The 18,775-nt window shown below is 64.5% G+C and carries 14 protein-coding genes and 3 pseudogenes; all 17 read right to left on the bottom strand.

Translation table 11 applies throughout. From position 1 onward, the window contains the following. Positions 1 to 7: 7 nt before the first annotated feature. Positions 8 to 1,015: an ABC transporter ATP-binding protein gene (locus ACVWW3_RS06350; protein ID WP_247350112.1), complete on the bottom strand. Its 1,008-nt coding sequence runs from the start codon at positions 1,013 to 1,015 to the stop codon at positions 8 to 10. A gap of 16 nt (positions 1,016 to 1,031) precedes the next feature. After that, positions 1,032 to 1,862, bottom strand: a complete 831-nt coding sequence (locus tag ACVWW3_RS06345; RefSeq protein WP_247444940.1) for a carbohydrate ABC transporter permease — start codon at positions 1,860 to 1,862, stop codon at positions 1,032 to 1,034. Positions 1,863 to 1,865: 3 nt separating this feature from the next. Beyond that, positions 1,866 to 2,738 (bottom strand): carbohydrate ABC transporter permease, encoded by an 873-nt coding sequence (locus ACVWW3_RS06340; RefSeq protein ID WP_354044324.1) that lies wholly within the window; start codon positions 2,736 to 2,738, stop codon positions 1,866 to 1,868. Positions 2,739 to 2,829: 91 nt separating this feature from the next. Continuing rightward, positions 2,830 to 4,143 carry an ABC transporter substrate-binding protein gene (locus tag ACVWW3_RS06335; RefSeq protein ID WP_456650585.1) on the bottom strand — a complete coding sequence of 438 codons (1,314 nt, stop codon included), beginning with the start codon at positions 4,141 to 4,143 and terminating at the stop codon, positions 2,830 to 2,832. 326 nt (positions 4,144 to 4,469) lie between these two features. Further along, positions 4,470 to 5,420, bottom strand: coding sequence for a sugar-binding transcriptional regulator (locus ACVWW3_RS06330; RefSeq protein WP_456650586.1), 951 nt, complete (start codon positions 5,418 to 5,420; stop codon positions 4,470 to 4,472). Positions 5,421 to 5,428: 8 nt separating this feature from the next. Then, entirely contained in the window at positions 5,429 to 6,094 is a 666-nt protein-coding gene (locus ACVWW3_RS06325; RefSeq protein ID WP_456650587.1) for an HAD family hydrolase, read from the bottom strand. Between the two features lie 115 nt (positions 6,095 to 6,209). Further along, a pseudogene (gene mmsB / locus ACVWW3_RS06320) lies at positions 6,210 to 7,402 on the bottom strand (multiple monosaccharide ABC transporter permease). After that, positions 7,399 to 8,977: pseudogene (gene mmsA, locus ACVWW3_RS06315) on the bottom strand (multiple monosaccharide ABC transporter ATP-binding protein). The pseudogenes mmsB and mmsA overlap by 4 nt, the downstream one beginning before the upstream one ends. Positions 8,978 to 9,207: 230 nt before the next feature. Further along, complete coding sequence (chvE, locus tag ACVWW3_RS06310; protein ID WP_247350094.1) at positions 9,208 to 10,281, bottom strand: multiple monosaccharide ABC transporter substrate-binding protein; 1,074 nt, start codon at positions 10,279 to 10,281, stop codon at positions 9,208 to 9,210. A gap of 72 nt (positions 10,282 to 10,353) precedes the next feature. Then, the gene (locus ACVWW3_RS06305; RefSeq protein WP_247350272.1) at positions 10,354 to 11,232 is read right to left on the bottom strand and encodes an SMP-30/gluconolactonase/LRE family protein; all 879 of its coding nucleotides are present in this window, start codon (positions 11,230 to 11,232) and stop codon (positions 10,354 to 10,356) included. Continuing rightward, positions 11,232 to 12,309 (bottom strand): annotated as a pseudogene (locus tag ACVWW3_RS06300) (aldose epimerase family protein). Before ACVWW3_RS06300 ends, ACVWW3_RS06305 begins: the two are co-directional and overlap by 1 nt. 2 nt (positions 12,310 to 12,311) lie before the next feature. Continuing rightward, complete coding sequence (locus ACVWW3_RS06295) at positions 12,312 to 13,238, bottom strand: Gfo/Idh/MocA family protein (protein WP_456650590.1); 927 nt, start codon at positions 13,236 to 13,238, stop codon at positions 12,312 to 12,314. Further along, complete coding sequence (locus tag ACVWW3_RS06290) at positions 13,235 to 14,011, bottom strand: FadR/GntR family transcriptional regulator (RefSeq protein WP_456650591.1); 777 nt, start codon at positions 14,009 to 14,011, stop codon at positions 13,235 to 13,237. Before ACVWW3_RS06290 ends, ACVWW3_RS06295 begins: the two co-directional genes overlap by 4 nt. Beyond that, a complete protein-coding gene (gene yjfF, locus ACVWW3_RS06285; protein WP_456650592.1) occupies positions 14,008 to 14,988 on the bottom strand; it encodes a galactofuranose ABC transporter, permease protein YjfF in 981 nt (326 codons plus the stop codon). The genes ACVWW3_RS06290 and yjfF overlap by 4 nt, the downstream gene beginning before the upstream one ends. Continuing rightward, a complete protein-coding gene (locus ACVWW3_RS06280; RefSeq protein ID WP_247350086.1) occupies positions 14,985 to 15,977 on the bottom strand; it encodes an ABC transporter permease in 993 nt (330 codons plus the stop codon). The genes yjfF and ACVWW3_RS06280 overlap by 4 nt, the downstream gene beginning before the upstream one ends. Continuing rightward, on the bottom strand, positions 15,974 to 17,518 hold the full coding sequence (locus tag ACVWW3_RS06275) for a sugar ABC transporter ATP-binding protein (RefSeq protein ID WP_456652057.1): 1,545 nt from the start codon (positions 17,516 to 17,518) through the stop codon (positions 15,974 to 15,976). Before ACVWW3_RS06275 ends, ACVWW3_RS06280 begins: the two co-directional genes overlap by 4 nt. Before the next feature lie 121 nt (positions 17,519 to 17,639). Beyond that, positions 17,640 to 18,605 carry a galactofuranose ABC transporter, galactofuranose-binding protein YtfQ gene (gene ytfQ / locus ACVWW3_RS06270; protein ID WP_456650593.1) on the bottom strand — a complete coding sequence of 322 codons (966 nt, stop codon included), beginning with the start codon at positions 18,603 to 18,605 and terminating at the stop codon, positions 17,640 to 17,642. Positions 18,606 to 18,775: the final 170 nt, after the last annotated feature.

Genomic DNA, 18,775 nt, shown 5'->3' with positions numbered 1-18,775 from the left:
TCTCTTGTCAGCCTCGAATGGCGTTGCCGCTCGCGTCGAAGCGATGGATCCGTGCGGGGTCCGGCACCAGCGACACGTGGTCGCCGGCGTGCAGGCTCAATTCACCGATGTAGCGCGCCGTCAGCATCCCGAGCTCACCGGCATCGACATAGAGGAAGGTGTCGCTGCCGAGATGCTCGGCGACCGCGATCGTGCCCTGCCAGCCGCCAGTGCCGTCGCGTTCGATCTTGAGATGCTCAGGCCGTACGCCGATCGTTGCTGCGCCCTTCTGCAAGGCGTGCCCGCCGGTGACGAAGTTCATCTTGGGCGAGCCGATGAAGCCGGCGACGAAGAGGTTGGCCGGCTTCTCGTAGAGATCCAGCGGCGAGCCATATTGCTCGATCTTGCCGCCGTTGAGCACCACGATCTTGTCGGCCATGGTCATGGCTTCGACTTGGTCGTGGGTGACATAGATCGCGGTAGTGCCGAGCTGCTTCTGGAGCCGCGTCACCTCGATGCGCATTTGCACGCGCAGAGCCGCGTCGAGGTTGGAGAGTGGCTCGTCGAACAGAAACGCCTTGGGTTCGCGGACGATGGCGCGCCCAATCGCGACGCGCTGGCGCTGGCCACCGGAGAGCTCGCGCGGCTTGCGGTCGAGATAGGGCGTGAGGTTCAGCGTCGCGGCGGCAGCCTCGACCTTGCGGTTGGTCTCGTCCTTGGAAAGGCCCGCCATCTTCAGGCCGAAGCCGATATTGCCGCGCACGCTCATATGCGGATAGAGCGCATAGGATTGGAACACCATGGAAAGCCCACGCTTGGCGGGCGGCGTGTCGACGACGTTCTTGCCGTCGATCAGAATCTTGCCGCCGCTGACATCTTCAAGCCCGGCGATCAACCGCAGCAGCGTGGTCTTGCCGCAGCCCGAGGGACCTACGAACACCACGAACGACCCGTCGGCGATTTCAAGGTCCGCACCCTTGATGATGTGCACGGGACCGAAGGATTTTTGCACGTCCTGAAGTGTGATCTGACCCATGATCCGGCAGCCCTTCTTACTTTACCGCGCCAAAGGTGAGCCCGCGTACGAGCTGCTTCTGGCTGAACCAACCGAGGACGAGAATGGGCGCAATCGCCAGCGTCGAGGCCGCCGACAGCTTTGCCCAGAACAGCCCTTCCGGGCTCGAATAAGACGCGATGAACGTGGTGAGCGGCGCGGCGTTCGAGGTCGACAGATTGAGCGTCCAGAACGCCTCGTTCCAGGCCAGGATCAGGTTCAGCAGCATGGTCGATGCGAGCCCTGGGATCGCCATCGGCGTCAGGACATAGATAAGCTCGCGGCCTATTGTTGCGCCGTCCATGCGCGCGGCTTCGAGGATGTCGCGCGGGATCTCCTTGAAATAGGTGAACAGCATCCAGATCACGATCGGCAGATTGCCGAGGCACAGGATGAAGACGAGGCCGATGCGGGAATCGAGCAAGCCGAAGGTCTTGTAGATCAGGTAGATCGGAACCAGCACGCCGACCGGTGGCATCATCTTGGTCGAGAGCATCCAGAGCAGGATGTCCTTGGTGCGCTTGGTCGGCGAGAACGCCATCGACCAGGCCGCGGGGATGGCTATCAAAAGCGCAATCAGGGTCGAGCCGCCGGCGATGATGATCGAGTTCAGCGCGTGGTGAAAATAGTCGCTGCGCTCCTGCACGGTCGCGTAGTTCTCGGTGGTCCAGTGGAAGAACAGGAAGGATGGTGGAATCGCGAAGGCCTCAAGTTCGGTCTTGAAGCTCGCCAGCACCATCCAGAGGATCGGGAAGAAGATCAGGAACCCGAAGAACCACGCCCCGATCGTCGAGACCGCCACCCGCCGCCTCGTCGCCATACGCGCCATGTCTCATGCCTCCAGATTGCGGCCGACGATGCGGACCAGGAAGAAGGCAACGACGTTCGCGATCACCACAGCGACCAGGCCGCCCGCCGAGGCGGTACCGACGTCGTACTGGATCAGTGCCTGCGAATAGATCAGGAAGGCGATGTTGGTGGTTGACAGTCCCGGGCCGCCGCCCGTGGTGACGTAAATTTCAGCAAAGACGGTGAGCAGGAAGATCGTCTCGATCAGGATCACCACCGTGATGGGACGCGCGAGGTGCGGCAACGTGATATAGATGAAGGTCGAGACCGCGCTGGCGCCGTCCATTTCGGCGGCTTCCTTCTGCTCCTCGTCGAGCGACTGCATCGCAGTGAGCAAAATCAGCGTCGCGAACGGCAGCCATTGCCAGGACACGATCAGGATCACCGCAAACAGCGGCGCGTCGGTAAACCAGTCGATCGGCGTCAACCCGAACATCGAGGCGATCCAGGCAAACAGCCCGGATACCGGATGCATCAGCAGGTTCTTCCAGACCAGCGCGCTCACCGTCGGCATCACGAAGAACGGCGCGATCACCATCAGCCGCACGATGTTAAGGCCGATCACGGGCTGGTCGAGCAGCAGCGCCAGCGGAATTCCGAGCAGGACGGTCAGCGCCAGCACCGAGCCGACCAGCACCAGCGTATTCTGGAGCGACGCGAGGAACGCGGGATCGGTGAGGAAGTAGCGGAAGTTTTCCAGCCCGACGAATGATTCCGAGCCGGGATCGAGCAGACTGTAGTGCAGCGTCGAGAAATAGAGCGTCAGCGCAAGCGGGACGATCATCCAGATGAACAGCAGCCCGACCGCAGGCGTCAGGAGCGTCCGTGCGAGAAGCTGCGTCTGCCGGGTTGCCATTCTTGGCTTCTCCGCTTGCGGGAAGAAGGCGGCCATCCATCCCTAGCGGGTGGATGGCCGCAAGTCTGAGCTCAGGAGGGAGAGCTCGGGTTCACTTGATGTAACCGGCCCGCTTCATCTCGCGCTCGGTTGCGGACTGCGCGGCGGCGAGCGCGGCATCGACCGTCATCGAGCCCGCAAGCGCGGCCGAGAACTGCTGGCCGACCTGCGTGCCGATGCCCTGGAATTCGGGGATCGCCGCATATTGCACGCCGACGTAAGGCACCGGCTTCACGGTCGGCTTGTTCGGATCGGCCGCATCGATCGAGGCCAGCGTCAGCTTGGCGAATGGGGCGACCTTCAGATAATCCGGGTTCTGGTAGAGCGAGGTCCGCGTGCCCGGCGGCACATTTGCCCAGCCTTCCTTCGCGGCGACGGTCTTGGTATAGTCCTTGCTCGTCGCCCAGGCGATGAACTTCTCGGCCGCTTCCGTCTTCTTGGAGCCCGCGGGGATCGCGAGATTCCAGGCCCACAGCCAGTTGGCGTTCTTGCCCAGGCCCGTGTTGGGCGCGAGCGCGAAGCCGACCTTGTCGGCGACCTTGGAGTCCTTCGGGTTGGTGACGAAGGACGCCGCGACCGTGGCGTCGATCCACATCGCGCACTTGCCGGCATTGAACAGCGCGAGGTTCTCGTTGAAGCCGTTCGAGCTCGCACCGGGAGGGCCGGCCTGCTTCATCAGGTCGACATAGGTCGACAGCGTCGCCTTCCATTCCGGGGTGTTGAACTGCGGCTGCCACTTCTCGTCGAACCAGCGCGCGCCGTAGGAATTGGCCATGGCGGAGAGGAACGCCATGTTCTCGCCCCAGCCGGCCTTGCCGCGCAGGCAGATGCCGTAGACACCCCCGCTCTTGTCAGTGAGCTTCTTGGCGGCGTCGATGACGAAATCCCAGGTCGGCTTTTCCGGCATCTTCAGGCCGGCCTTGTCGAACAGGTCGGTGCGGTACATCACCATCGAGCTCTCGCCGTAGAACGGTGCGGCATAGAGCTTGCCATCGACGGAGACGGCATCCTTGATCTTGGGCAGGAGGTCGGCGACGTCGTAATCGGCGCCGAGATTGGCGAGCGGCACCAGCCAGCCCTTCTTGGCCCAAATCGGCACCTCATAAGTGCCGATGGTGAGCACGTCGAACTGGCCGCCCTTGGTGGCGATGTCGGTGGTGACGCGCTGGCGCAGCACGTTCTCCTCAAGCGTCACCCATTTCACGGTGATGTCGGGGTTCTTCTTGGTGAATTCAGCCGTCAAACCCTGCATGCGGATCATGTCGCCGTTGTTCACGGTGGCGATCGTCAGGGTCGTTTCGGCCATCGCGGGGACGGCCAGCAACAGGCAAGACGCGCCGCAGACGGCGCCAACGACGTGTTTCACGGGTGACCTCCCTAGGATCGCGCTTTTGAGCATATGCCCACGCGTTGGGCGTATGTTCAACCGAGGGCGGACCGTTGTCAAGCAGGCGCGAGGGCGTTCGCGCAACTTATGAGTGCTGCGGTGCGGGAGTGACTTGTCATGTCGTGCACAAATATGGCGGCTTGCTCACCTCTCCCGCTTGCGGGAGAGGTCGTATCGCATCGAAAGATGCGATACGGGTGAGGGTTCTCTCCTCTCGGGGAGTCTTGCAAGCGGAGAGACCTCTCCCCGGCCCTCTCCCGCAAGCGGGAGAGGGAGAGCAGCGGCGCTGTCGCGCTAGCTCTGCCTCAGCGCTCCAAAATTGCCCTTGCGGTCGTCTCGTCGGTAATGAGCCCGTTGATCAACCGCCCGTTCAGCGCCGCCGCGATCGCCGCCACCTTGGCCGCACCGACTGCGGCGCCGATCGTCGTGGTTTTTGCCGGCACTTCCGGCGGAATGCTGGTCAAGCGTTTGTTGGTGCCGGCTTTGAGCAGGCGGCCCTTGGAATCATAGGCCCAGCCGGTGATTTCGCCGATCGCCCCTTGCCGCATCATCTCGAACAATTCGTCGCGGGTGACGAAGCCGTCGACGTGGACCTGCGCCTTCTGGTCCATCTGGCCGATGCCGACGAGGCGCAAATCCGCCTTGATCGCGACCGCCTTTACCTTGGCGATGGGCTCGATCCGCACCATCTTGTTGCGCTCGTCCTCGGACGACATCAGGAACGGCAGCGGCATCGGATAGTGCCGCGCGCCGGTGCGATCGGCGAGCCGGCCGACAGTATCGTAGAAGCTCGCAGAACCGTCGGCGGAGATGTTGCCGACCAGCGAGACGATCTGGTGGTTGGGCCGGTCGATCGGCGTGACGCGCTCGACCGCGGCGCGCACCGCCCGGCCCGTGCCGAGCGCGACGATGACGGGCGTCTCCGAACGCAGCGTGGCATCGAGCAGATTGGCGCAGCGTTCGGCAATGCCCGCTGTGGCCTGCGGCGCCGCCGGATCGGCCGGCACCACCTCGCAATGGACGAGATCAAACCGTTCCTTCAGCCGCGCCGCAAGTTCCATGCAGGCTGCGATGGGATGTTCGAGCCGGAAGGTAATGAGCCGCTCGGCGAGACACAGCGAGACCAGCCGCTGCGCCGAGGCGCGCGAGACCTGGAGCATTTTTGCGATTTCGTCCTGGGTGTGACCGGCAATGAAATAGAGCCAGCCGGCGCGTGCGGCGTCATCGAGCCTGGACTTTTCGTTCTCAGCGGCCATGGCGGGCGTCAGGCGTCCTTCCAGAAATCGATCATGCGCGCGAACACCCGGTCGGCCCCCGCACCCGACAATATAGCCTGCCCGTCGCGGCCGCGATAATGGCTGCCGCCGACAAATCCCCAGACGGTCATGCCGGCCGCCTTTCCCGCCTGCACGCCGCTGGCGCTGTCCTCGATCACCAGCGTGCGCGCGGGCTCCGCACCCATCTTCGCCGCCGCGTGGAGAAACAGATCGGGCGCCGGCTTGCCGTGCCTGACCATCTGCGCGGTGTAGACCCGGTCGCCGAAATGCGCCCGCAGGCCGGTGACGTCAAGAGACAACGAGACGCGGTCGATGTCGCTGGACGACGCCACGCAAAACGGCGCGCGCAAATCGGAGATCACATCGGCGACGCCGGGAATTGATTGAAGCGTAGCCGCGAACGTCGTCAGTACATGCGACTTCAAGCGCGGCAGAAAGCCTTCCGGCACGGCCTGTCCGAGATCCCGATAATGCTGCTCGACCGCCTTGGTGCTGCGCCCGAGGAAGAGTTCGAGCGCCTGCTCTACGCTGAGCGCGATGCCGCATTCGGCCAGCACGTCGGACAAGCAGCGACAGCTCAACAGCTCACTATCGACCAGCACGCCGTCGCAGTCGAAGATGATCAGATCGGGTTTTGGCCGGCCCTGGTCCATCCGGCCATTCGATCATATACCCAACTCATGGGCAATAGCTCAGCATGCGGCGACCCTCCGCAACCAATGCCGCGGCAGGAAACCGTAGCCCGGGCTCCATCCCGGCTGCGCGGCGTCACCTGCGCTGATTATACACGTCGATGCACACCGCCCCGAGCAGGACCAGGCCCTTGATGACCTGCTGGTAGTCGATGCCAATGCCGAGGATGGACATGCCGTTGTTCATCACGCCCATGATCATGGCGCCGACCACGGCGCCGCCGACGCGGCCGACACCGCCATAGGCCGACGCGCCGCCGATGAAGCAGGCGGCGATGACGTCGAGCTCGAAGCCGAGACCCGCCTTGGGCGTCGCAGTGTTGAGGCGCGCGGCGAAGACGAGGCCGGCAAGCGCGGCAAGCACGCCCATGTTGACGAAGGTGAGGAAGGTCAACCGTTCCGTCTTGATGCCCGACAGCTTTGCGGCTTTCGCATTGCCGCCGACCGCGTAGACCTGCCGACCGATCACGGTGCGGCGGGTGACGAAGCCGTAGAGCGCGATCAGCGCGGTCATGATGACCAGCACGTTCGGGTCATGCCGCGATGCGAGGCGATCAGATAGGTGAAGTAGAGCACGGCGCAGGCCAGAAGAATGCTCTTGCCGAGGAAGAACGCGTAAGGCTCGACCTCGATGCCGTGCAATTGCTCGCGCGAGCGACCCTTGGCGCTGGCGTAGACGAGGCCGAGCGCGAGCACGGCACCGATCAGCATGGATGTCGGATGCAGCGTGCCGGCCTCGGGCAGCATCTCCGGAATGAAGCCCGACGACAATTTCTGGAAGGTCGCCGGAAACGGTCCGAGCGACTGGCCCTGCAACACCGCGAGTGCAAGTCCCTTGAACACCAACATGCCGGCCAGCGTCACGATGAAGGACGGGATCTTGAAATAGGCCACCCAATAGCCCTGCGCCGCGCCGATCGCCGCGCCCAACAGCAGACAGGCGATGAAAGCGAGCGTGTAGTCGATCTTGTACGTCACCATCAGCACGGCGGCCACCGCGCCGACGAAGCCCGCGACCGAGCCGACCGAGAGGTCGATATGGCCGGTGACGATCACCAGCAGCATGCCGAGCGCCATGATGACGATGTAGCTGTTTTGGAGCACCAGATTGGTCAGGTTGAGCGGCTGCAGCAGCGTGCCGCCGGTCATGACCTGGAAGAACAGCATGATCGCGACCAGCGACATCAGCATGCCGTAATTGCGCAAATTGTTCTTGATGAAGCTGCCGTGCCGGCGCTCCTCGGGCAGCGATACCGTCTTGTCGGTCATGGCTGCGATCCTCCCATCTCCGCGCCCGCAAGGACGCTGCTTCCATAATTTCTATCGTTGCGCATGATGGCGCGCATGATCTTTTCCTGCGTCGCTTCAGTGCTCGGGAACTCGCCGACGAAGGCGCCGTCGTTCATGACACAGATGCGGTCGCAGATGCCGAGGAGCTCGGGCATCTCCGAGGAGATCACCACCACGCCGCGGCCGGCTTCCGCAAGCTCGTTGATGATACAGTAGATCTCGTATTTGGCACCGACGTCGATGCCCCGCGTCGGCTCGTCCAGGATCAAGACCTTGGGGTCCGTCATCAGCCATTTCGACAGCACGACCTTCTGCTGGTTGCCGCCGGAGAGCTGGCCGGTCTCCTGGTAGACGTCCGAGCAGCGGATGCGCATCCGGTTGCGGTAGTCGCTGGCGACCTTCAGCTCGGCGATGTCGTCGATCACCCGGCGAGGCGCGACCTGGTCGAGGCTTGCGAGCGTGATGTTCTTGCGAACGTCGTCGGCGAGGATCAGCCCGAGCTGCTTGCGGTCCTCGGTGACATAGGCAAGACCCGCGTCGATCGCGGCCGCGACGTTCGGCAGCACGATCTCATGGCCCTCGAGCCGGATGCGACCGCTGATGGTAGTGCCCCAGGACCGACCGAACAGACTCATGGCGAATTCAGTGCGGCCGGCGCCCATCAATCCGGCAATGCCGACGACCTCGCCGCGCTTCACGCCGAAATCGATGTTCTTGATCACCTGCCGCTCGGGATGGATGGGGGTGATAGACCGACCAGTTCTCGACGGTGAGGACGGGCTCGCCGATCTCTGCGCTACGCTCCGGGAAACGGTGGGCGAGATCGCGGTTGACCATGCTGCGGATGATGCGGTCTTCCTGGATCGGCTCGGCGCGGCAGTCGATGCCGTCGACGGTGCGGCCGTCGCGCAGCACGGTGATGTGGTCGGCGACGCGGGCGACCTCGTTCAGCTTGTGCGAGATCAGGATCGAGCCGATGCCCTGCTCGCGGAAGGCCACGAGACGTTCGAGCAGCGCGGCACTGTCAGCCTCGTTGAGGCTGGCGGTGGGCTCGTCCAGGATCAGCATCCGCACCCGCTTGGACAGGGCCTTCGCGATTTCGACGAGCTGCTGCTTGCCGACGCCGAGATCGGTGATCAGCGTATCCGGCGATTCCTTGAGGCCAACCTGCGCGAGGAGTTCCCGCGTGCGCCGATACACCTCGTCGCGATCGACGACGCCGAGTCTTGAAGGCGGATGCGACAGGAAGATGTTTTCGGCAATCGACATCAGCGGGATCAGCGCCAGCTCCTGATGGATGATGATGATGCCGAGCGCCTCGGAATCGTTGATGTCGCGAAAGCGCCGCTCCTCGCCGTCGAAGACGATGGTGCCCTCGTAACTGCCGGCCGGATACACGCCGCTGAGCACCTTCATCAACGTCGACTTGCCGGCACCATTCTCGCCGACGAGGGCGTGGATCTGCCCGGCGTCAACCGAGAAGTTAACGTCGCGCAGCGCCTGCACGCCGGAAAAGCTCTTGCTGACGTTGCGCATCTCCAGCATTGCGGCCATCGTCGTTGTCCCTTGTTCAACCTCTCCCCATCTTGCGGGGATGATATCGCGGCATCCACATCGTCATTGCGAGCGCAGCGAAGCAATCCAGACTCTCTCCGCGGCGGAAGACTGGATTGCTTCGCTGCGCTCGCAATGACGGAGTGCATAGCAATCACTGCCCGTAGGGAGATGGCCCCTCACCCCGCCCTCTCCCCGCGAGAGCGGGGCGAGGGCGAAGGAGAAAAGTCTTACTGGAATTGCGACTTCTTGTAGTAGCCGCTGTCGATCAAGACCTTCTCCCAATTGTCCTTGTAGACCACGACCGGCTTGAGCAGGTAGGACGGCACGGTCTTGGCGCCGTTCTCGTAGGTCTTGGTATCGTTGACGGTGACCTGCTTGCCGGCAAGCGCGGCGTCGACCATGTCGGCGGTCACCTTGGCGAGATCGCGGGTGTCCTTGAAGATGGTCGAATACTGGTCGCCGCGCAGCATCGCCTTGATCGATGGCACCTCGGCATCCTGGCCCGAGATGACAGGCATCGGCTGGCCGGCGCTGCCATAACCGACGCCCTTCAGCGAGGAGATGATGCCGATCGACAGGCCGTCATACGGCGACAACACCGCGTTGACCTTCTTGTTGCCGTAGTAGGCGCTGAGCAGATTGTCCATGCGAGCCTGCGCGGTGGCGCCGTCCCAGCGCAAGGTCGCGACCTTGTCCATGCCCATCTGGCCCGAAGCCACGACGAGCTTGCCGCTGTCGATGTACGGCTTCAGCACGCTCATCGCGCCGTTGTAGAAGAAGTAGGCATTGTTGTCGTCGGGCGAGCCGCCGAACAGCTCGATGTTGAACGGACCCTTGCCATCCTTGAGGCCGAGGCCCTGCACGATCGACTCGGCCTGGAGCACGCCGACCTGGAAATTGTCGAAGGTCGCATAGTAATCGACGTTCGGCGTGCCGCGGATCAGGCGGTCATAGGCGATCACGGTGATGCCCTTGGCCTTGGCCTGCTTGAGCACGTCGGAGAGCGTGGTGCCGTCGATCGCGGCGATCACCAGCGCCTTGGCGCCCTTGGTCACCATGTTTTCGACCTGCGAGAGCTGGTTCGGAATGTCGTCCTCGGCATATTGCAGGTCGGTGTTGTAGCCGCGTTCCTTCAGCACCTTGACCATGTTGTTGCCATCGTCGATCCAGCGCGCCGACGATTTGGTCGGCATGGCGATGCCGACCGTTGCTTTGTCCTGGGCTGAGGCGGTGACGCCCGCGGCCATCGTCGCGGCGCCGGCCAGCGCCAGCGCGAGGAATGTCGTCTTCAGTTTCAGCATGTTTCACTCCCTTATGGTGTCAGACTGTTTCTTGGCTTCGTCGAGAACGTGCGATGAGCTGCTTCGGGCCTCCTATGCGAGCTTGACGTCCGGCTCCGCGCGACCATGCGCGGAGGCCTCCAACAGAAAGGTGCAGCCGGCCTGCGGATCGGCGGCGCGCGCCGCCGCGTCCATGTCCTGCCACGCCGAGGTGACGAGAATGCGCGATAAATCAGGGCCGACGAAAGCGGGGCAGCTTGCCTGCTTGGCCGGCACGCTGATCGAGCGCAGGCGCTCGCCCTGCGGCGAGTAGACATCGATGCGGCTTGCGCCCCAGCACGCGTTCCAGATCTGGCCATCTGCGTCGCACACCGAGCCGTCGAGGCCGCCGATGCCGGTATGGCGCAGCAGCACCTCGGGCTCGCCGCGCGGCAGGCCGGTCGCGGGATTGAGCGGCACGGAATAGAGCACGGCGCGTGCGGTGTCGGTGAAGTAGCCTGTGGCGCCATCGGGCGAGAAACAGATCGAGTTGGGAATGCTGATACCGGGAAACAGCGTCGATATCTTGCCGCGATGGAACGCATAGATCGCGCCAGCCCCTCGCTCGGCCTTGCGGCCCATGGTGCCGATCCAGAACGTGCCGGATTGGTGCACGCGGCAATCATTGGAGCGCGTCGCGGGATTGTCGGCTTCGAGCGGGCAGAGCAGCGCCATCGCACCGTCGGCGAGCTTGCGGATGTAGAGTCCATCTTCCGCAACGATCAGCTGGCGCTCGGCATCGATGCGCCCGAGCGCGCTCGCCATCCGGCCGAGCGCATGGACGCGAATGCTGCCACGGCCGAGCTGCGCCTCGAACAGCCGCCCCTCGCGGATGTCGAACCACCAGGCCGTGTCGGTGGTCGCGTCATAGGTCGGTCCCTCGCCGAGATGGCAGGGATCGTCCGAGAGGACAGACGTCGGCACCTGCTCCATCATGGCGACCTCACCGCAAAGCGATAGACGGTATGATGGCGATAGACCCCGCCTGGATCGAGGCGCGGGCTTGGAAAATCCGGCCGGTTTGGTGAATTGGGCCACATGTGCGGCTCCAGGCACATCGCGTCCGACTGGCGATACAGCTTGCCGCCCTTCCCCGAGATCGTGCCGTCGAGATAGTTGCCGGAATAGACCTGAAGACCGGGCTGATCGGTGAGCATCTCCATGATCCGCCCCGAGCGCGGCGCCTCCAGCCGCGCCGCGAGCGCAAGCTTGCCGTCGCGGCCAAGACAGTAGGTATGGTCGTAGCCCTTGCCGTTCTGTAATTGCCGATCGCTCTCGCGGATGCGCGCGCCGACGGGCTGGGCGCCGCGGAAGTCGAACGGCGTGCCGGCAACGCTGCGCGGCGGCTCAGGAAGCGGAATGGCGGTAGGATCGATCGCCAGGAAATGTTCGGCGGCAACCGTCAGCTTGTGATCGAGAATGGGCAAGCCCGACGTCGCGCCTTCCAGATTGAAGAAACTGTGGTTGGTCAGATTGACGATGGTCGGCCGGTCGGTCCGCGCCTCCATGGTGAGCGACAGCTCGCTCGGGCCGGTGACGCGATAGGTCAGGCGCACGTCGAGCCGGCCGGGATAGTTTTCCTCGCCATGCGGGCTCGTGTAGGTCAGCGTCACCGCCGACTCGGCGCCGTCGTCGATCTCCGCAATCTCCCAGAGCTTGCGGTCGAATCCGTCGAGGCCGCCATGCAACGCGTTCGGACCGTTGTTGACGGGAAGCTGAACCGTCTCGCCGTCCAGCGAAAATTGTCCGTTGGCGATGCGGTTGGCGTAGCGGCCCACGGTGGCGCCAAAAAACTTCCGCTCGGCGAGATAGCCGGCGAACGCATCGTGACCCAGCACGACATCGTCGTAGCCGCCCCTCGCGTCCGGCCGCGATCAGAGCCTGAATCACCGCGCCGTGGGTGATGATGCGCGCTTCGAACCCACTCTCCCCGCGCAGCACGATGCGCTCCACGCTGCGGCCGTCCGGCAGTGTTCCGAAGACGTCTTTTTCTATTTTTGCGCCAGCCATGTCTAATCCACAAATGGTTCGACGATATTGCGCCTGCCGAGCAGGAAGGCATCCGCGACGAGACGAAGCGGTGCCAGATCGACGTCGCGGGCACCTGTTGCGGCAAGCGTGACGAAGCGCCGGTACAGCTCCCGATATTCCTCATCGGGCGCCTCGGCAACGGTCTTGCCGTCGATCGCCATGATCCGGCCGCCGCGGGATAGCGTCATCCGGCCCTGGTCGGTTTCGACGAGGATATCCCAGCTCTGCGGCCCGGTCTGGCGGAAATCGAACTCGGCGGTAACTCGCAGGCCATCAATATCGGCCAGCGTCAGGTTCGCGGCGATCGGCGCCTGGCGATTGGCGGGGAAGGCGAGCTCGGCCGCGGTGACGAACACCGGCTTCGGCAGGATCCTGGTCAGGATCGACAGCGCATTGATGCCGGGATCGAACACCCCGAGCCCGCCGGGCTCCCAGATCCAGATCTGCCCGGGATGCCAGACGCGGACGTCCTCTTTCCAGTTGATGTGCACGGAGGTGATCCGCCGCGCGGCGAGCCATTGCCGCGCCGGCTCGACGGCCGGTGCATGGCGCGAATGCCAGGTCGCAAACAGCGTGCGCTTCGCATCCGCCGCCATCGCGATCAAGGGATCGAGCTCGGCAACGCCGGTGCCGGGCGGCTTCTCCAGCATGACATGCTTGCCGGCGGCGAGTGCCAAGGCAGCCTGGGTGCGGCGCACCTGCGGCGGCGTGCACAGCGACACCGCATCGATCGGCGGCCCCCTCTCCAGCAATTCCTCGATGGTGGCAAAGTGCGGCAGCCCCGGCAGCGAGGCGTTGCGGCTGGCAACGGCCGCGAGCGTCGCACCCGGCACCGCGGCGATCGCGCCGACATGCTGGTCCCGCGCGATCTTGCCGAAGCCGACGATGGCGATGCGAAGTTCAGTCACGATCTCTCTCCAGTGTCCGCGGACGGCAGCGCCTCGGCCTGTACAGTCTCGGTCACTGTACCCTCATGGCGGCGCATGCCGTTGTGAATGACGTAGACCATCGCCTCCGACGCAGTCGCGGCATCACCCGTCGCGATGGCATCGACGATCTTCTGATGCCAGAGCAGTACGGTGTCGCGGTCCTCCGGTTCGACAGGTGCGCTGAGCAGGAACGAGGCGCGCAAGGCGGCCTCGATGACGTGCCCGATCGAGCGCATGAACAGATTACCGGACGCACGCGCCACGGCGACATGAAGCGCGAGGTCGGCATCAGCAAAGCCGACGGAATCGGAAGCCTCATCCCGCATCCGCTCCATGCAGCGACGCAGCTCGACCAAGTCCTGCTCCGACCGCTGCGCCGCTGCCAGTACGGCCGCGCGCGGCTCGACCGCAAGGCGGATCTCGGCGAGGTCGTTGAGGAAGCGCTTGTCGATGCCGGCGTCCAGATGCCAGGCCAGCACGTCGGCGTCGAACATGTTCCAGGCGACGCGCTCGCGCACGACGGTGCCGACCCGCGCCTTGGTGGTGAGCAGGCCCTTGGCAACCAGCGTCTTCACGCTCTCGCGCAGCACTGGCCGGGACACGCCGAACATCGCGATCATCTCGGCATCGCCCGGAAGGCGCGTCCCTTCCGCGTAACGGCCGGCGATGATGTCGACGCCGATCGAGCGCGCCACTTCCGCGTGGTTAGAATGGGCCCGGCGCGTGGGGATGACGACGATGCGCGAGGTCATGAGACGGCTCCCGCGCGCTTCGCCACCGGCCGGCGCGCGAGCGCGACCAGTCCTTGCTGCAAGGCGATGAAGGCGAACAGCAGCACGCCGGTCGCGATCTTAGTCCACCAGCTCGACAGCGTCCCGTCGAAATTGATGTAGGTCTGAATCATGCCCTGGATCAGCACGCCGAGGAAGGTACCGATCACCGAGCCCTGCCCGCCGGTGAGCAGCGTGCCGCCGATCACGACCGCCGCAATGCTGTCGAGCTCGACGCCGACGGCGGAAAGCGAGTATCCGGCGCTGGTGTAGAAGGAGAAGACGATGCCCGCGATGCCTGCGAGCAGGCTCGACAGCATGTAGATCTTCACCGTCATCCTGCCGACGGCAACGCCCATCAGGCTCGCGGCCTGCCGGCTGCCGCCGAGCGCATAGACGTTGGCGCCGAACCGGGTGAGACGCAGCAGCAATGCGCCGCCGATCGCGATCGTAAGCATGATGATCGCGACCGCGGTCAGGCGCCCGCCGCCGGGTAGCCGCAGCGCGAAGTCCGACACGGTGGAATAGACCGGCGCGGTGATCGGCACCGATTCCGTCGAGAGCAGGAAGCTGGCGCCACGGGCCAGGAACATGCCGGCGAGAGTCACGATGAAAGGCGGCAGATCGAAGACGTGGATCATCGCGCCCATCGCCGCACCAAAGGCTCCCGAAAGCGCGAGGATGGCGACGAAGGCGACCAGGGGCGGAATGCCCCAGCGCTCGATCGCCAGCGCGACGAACACAGTAGTGAAGCCGATCACCGAGCCGACCGAGAGATCGATGCCGCCGGAGATGATGACGAAGGTCATGCCGGTCGCGACGATGCCGAGGAAGGCGTTGTCGGTGAGGAGATTGCCGACCACACGGGTTGAGGCGATGTTGGGGAATTGCACCGCGCAGAGCGCGAATCCCGCGACGAGCACGATGGCGGTGATGAGGACGGGCGGCAGGCCTTTCACGCTTTGGCCCTCCGCAGCCGCGCCACGACACCGGCAACGCCGGACAGTTTCGGTGATTGCAGCAGCAGCACGGCGATCACCACCACTGCCTTGACCAGCAAATTGAACTCCGGCGGATATCCCGATAGCAAAATGCCGGTGTTCATGGTCTGGATGATCAGCGCACCTAACACAGCAAGAATTAGGCTGAAGCGGCCGCCGAACAGCGAGGTCCCACCGATCACGACGGCCAGGATCGCGTCGAGCTCGAGCCAGAGGCCGGCATTGTTGGCATCGGCGCCCATGATGTCGGCAGCCGCGATCACGCCGGCGAGCGCAGCACAGACACCGCACCAGACATAGACCGCCAAAATCATGGCGCGCGTGCCGACGCCAGCGAGTTCGCTCGCCCGCGCATTGCCGCCGGTGGCCTCGATCAGCAGTCCGAGCGCCGAGCCGCGCACCACCGCGCCGGTGAGGATCAGCATGCCCAACGCAATCGCGACTGGCACCGGCACGCCAAGAATGGCGCCATTGCCCAGCCAGACCAGATCGGGCGAGGAGAAGGTCACGATGCGACCCTCGGTGATGAGCTGCGCGATGCCGCGTCCCGCCACCATCAGGATCAACGTCGCGACGATCGGCTGCATGCCAAGCACCGCGACGAGAAATCCGTTCCACAAGCCGCAGATCAAGCCCGCGCCGAGCGCGGCTGCCAGCACCACGGCCAGACTGTGGCTGTCGGCGAGGCTCGCCGCGATTGCGCCCGAGATAGCCATGATCGCGCCGACTGACAGATCGATGCCGCGCGTCGCGATCACCAGCACCATGCCGAGCGAGAGCAGCGCCACCGGCGTGCCGCGGTTGAGCACGTCGATCAGGCTGCCGAAGAGACGGCCGTCCTGGAGACGCAGGTCGAAGAATTGCGGCGACACCACACGATCGACCGCCAGGATAACGATTAACGCAAGGATCTGGGCAAGGCCGCGGCGCGGCAATAGCGCTGTCATGCCCGGCCCTCATGCGCGACACTGCCGCCATCGGCGGCGATGGCGGCGAGAATGCTGCCGACGTCGATCGCCTCCCCCGCGAGCTCCTCGACATGGGCGCGATCGCGCAGCACCACGACGCGATCCGAATAGGTCACGATCTCATCGAGCTCGGAGGAGATCACGAGCAGCGCCAGCCCGTCGTCGCAGAGCTCGCGGATCAGGCGGATGATCTCGGCATGCGCGCCGACGTCGATGCCGCGGGTCGGCTCGTCGAGTACCAATAGTCGCGGCGAGGTCGCGAGCCAGCGTGCCAGCAACACCTTTTGCTGATTGCCGCCGGACAACAGACCAACGGGACGCTCCGGATCGGGCGGGCGGATGTCGAGCATCCTAACGTAACGACTTGCGATCTCGTCCTGCTCGCGCCGCGACAGCGGCCGATGCAGACCGCGCTTGGCCTGGAGCGCGAGCGCGATGTTCTCGCGCACGGTGAGCTCTGCGACGATGCCGTCGGTCTTGCGCTCCTCCGGGCAATAGCCAAAGCCGTGGCGCACGCCGTCGCGCGGCGACTGAAGCCGGACAGGCACGCCTTCGACCCTCGCCTGCCCGCCATCGGCGCGCTCGGCGCCGAACACCAGCCGCGCCGTTTCGGTGCGGCCCGAGCCAAGCAGACCGGCGAGGCCGACGACCTCGCCGTGGCGCAGCTCGAGATTGAACGGCGCGACGTAGCCGGCCTTGCCGTAATTCTCGAAGCTCGCACAGACGTCACGCGTCTTCTGCGCGCCTGCTGATGCCCGGGTGCTGGTGGTCTCCGCAAGCTCGCGGCCGAGCATCATCCGGATCAGCTCGAGCCGCGACAGAGACGCGGTCTCGCGCTCGCCGACCAGGCGGCCGTTGCGCAAGACTGTGATGCGATCGGAAATCTCGTAGACCTGGTCGAGGAAATGGCTGACGAAAACAATCCCGATACCGCGCCCGGCGAGCTGGCGCATGATGCGAAAGAGGATCTCGACCTCGTGGCGGTCGAGGCTCGCGGTCGGCTCGTCCAGGATCAGCACGCGCGCCGAGAGATCGACGGCGCGCGCGATCGCGGTGACGTGCTGCACGGCGACGGAATAGCTGCCGAGCGGCGCCGATACATCGATATCGAGACCGAAATCCGCGAGCAATGTCTTCGCGCGGCGTCGCATCTCGCCTTCGCGCACAATGCCGAAGCGCATCGGCTGACGATCGAGGAATAGGTTCTGCGCGACCGAGAGGTTCGGCAGCAAATTGACTTCCTGGTAGACGGTGGCAATGCCGGCTTGAAGTGCGGCCTTGGCCGAACGCGGCGCGACCTCTTCGCCACTGATCATGACAATGCCGCCATCGCGCGGGAACACGCCGGTGATCACCTTGATCAGCGTGGATTTGCCGGCGCCATTCTCGCCGAGCAGCGCATGGATCTCGCCGGCGCGGAGCGTGAAGTCGACCTCCTGCAACGCATGCACAGCACCAAAACTTTTGCTGATCCCGCGCACTTCCAGCAGGAACGCAGCAGGATCCGAGCTGTTCTCCATCGTGATGTCACTCCCACCGGCGCCCGCTGATGATGCGGACACCCGGCCCATCCGTTCGCGCAGCAGTTTCGAAGGGGGCCGCCGGACTGCCGAAACACGGCCGTCCGGCGACGCACTCGCCTCAGTAACCGAGGCCCTTCTTGCTGTCGTAGATCTTCTGCGGATCGTCGGTGGGCGTGTAGAGCTTCGAGTCGGTCTGGATCCATTTCGGCGGAACCGTGCCCTTGTCCTTGAACGCCGCTATGGCATCGAGGGCGGGGCCCGCCATGTTCGGCGTCAGCTCGACCGTGGCATTGGCTTCGCCTGCGACCATCGCCTTGAAGATGTCGGGGACCGCGTCGATCGAGACGGTGAGGATGTCCTTGCCGGGCTTGAGGCCCGCTTCCTTCATCGCCTGGATGGCGCCGACCATCATGTCGTCGTTGTGCGCATAGACCGCGCAGATCGACTTGCCGCCACCTTCGGCCTTGATGAAGCTTTCCATCACTTCCTTGCCCTTGGCGCGGGTGAAGTCGCCGGTCTGGCTGCGCACCACCTTCAGGTTCGCATGCTTGGCGATGGCGGTGTCAAAACCCTTCTTGCGGTTGGCGGCCACGCTGGCACCGACAGTGCCCTGCAATTCGACAATGTTGCAGGCCTTGGCCCCGACGGTCTTCGCCAGCCAGTCGCCGGCGACCTCGCCTTCGTGCACGCTGTCGGAGGTCACGGCGGTGAGATAGAGCTCCTTGCCGGAGGGATCGATGTCGCGGTCGAGCAGCACGACCGGGATCTTGGCCTCCTTCGCTTCCTTCAGCACCGAGTCCCAGCCGGTCGAGACGACAGGCGCGAGGAAGATCGCATCGACGTTCTGCGCGATGAAGGAGCGGATCGCCTTGATCTGGTTCTCCTGCTTCTGCTGCGCGTCGGCGATCTTGAGATTGACCTTGCGCTTGGTAGCCTCCTGCTTGGAGACCGACGTCTCGGCCGCGCGCCAGCCGGATTCCGATCCGATCTGCGAGAAGCCGATGGTGAGTTCGGCGGCGTTGGCCGGCAGCGCGAGCAGCAACGCGGCGGTCGCGCTGGCCGCAAAGAGGGCTTTGAGGGTCATCAGGCGTGTCTCCCAAAATGTTATCCGGGCGCGCCGATTGGTAGCATGGCACCCGCAGACCGCCCCCTTGGAGGCGGCGGGAGGGACTATTTCACGGAAGTTTGGTTCCGACTAGTCATATTATCTGACTATTTGCGCTGAACACGGCAGTCGGCGGGGAGGGCCATCGT

This window comes from Bradyrhizobium sp. LM2.9 (assembly GCF_054056555.1).
The sequence above is the reverse complement of the archived record's forward strand: the minus strand, read 5'-3'. Positions and strand labels throughout refer to the sequence as shown.

What these genes read in the sequence shown, in the direction of transcription:
- ACVWW3_RS06345 (WP_247444940.1), bottom strand. Translation starts at nt 1,862, where the DNA reads ATGGCGCGTATGGCGACGAGGCGGCGGGTGGCGGTCTCGACGATCGGG.
- ACVWW3_RS06330 (WP_456650586.1), bottom strand. Translation starts at nt 5,420, where the DNA reads ATGGCCGCTGAGAACGAAAAGTCCAGGCTCGATGACGCCGCACGCGCC.
- ACVWW3_RS06325 (WP_456650587.1), bottom strand. Translation starts at nt 6,094, where the DNA reads ATGGACCAGGGCCGGCCAAAACCCGATCTGATCATCTTCGACTGCGAC.
- ACVWW3_RS06305 (WP_247350272.1), bottom strand. Translation starts at nt 11,232, where the DNA reads ATGGAGCAGGTGCCGACGTCTGTCCTCTCGGACGATCCCTGCCATCTC.
- chvE (WP_247350094.1), bottom strand. Translation starts at nt 10,281, where the DNA reads ATGCTGAAACTGAAGACGACATTCCTCGCGCTGGCGCTGGCCGGCGCC.
- ACVWW3_RS06290 (WP_456650591.1), bottom strand. Translation starts at nt 14,011, where the DNA reads ATGACCTCGCGCATCGTCGTCATCCCCACGCGCCGGGCCCATTCTAAC.
- ytfQ (WP_456650593.1), bottom strand. Translation starts at nt 18,605, where the DNA reads ATGACCCTCAAAGCCCTCTTTGCGGCCAGCGCGACCGCCGCGTTGCTG.
- ACVWW3_RS06275 (WP_456652057.1), bottom strand. Translation starts at nt 17,518, where the DNA reads ATGGAGAACAGCTCGGATCCTGCTGCGTTCCTGCTGGAAGTGCGCGGG.
- ACVWW3_RS06350 (WP_247350112.1), bottom strand. Translation starts at nt 1,015, where the DNA reads ATGGGTCAGATCACACTTCAGGACGTGCAAAAATCCTTCGGTCCCGTG.
- ACVWW3_RS06280 (WP_247350086.1), bottom strand. Translation starts at nt 15,977, where the DNA reads ATGACAGCGCTATTGCCGCGCCGCGGCCTTGCCCAGATCCTTGCGTTA.
- ACVWW3_RS06340 (WP_354044324.1), bottom strand. Translation starts at nt 2,738, where the DNA reads ATGGCAACCCGGCAGACGCAGCTTCTCGCACGGACGCTCCTGACGCCT.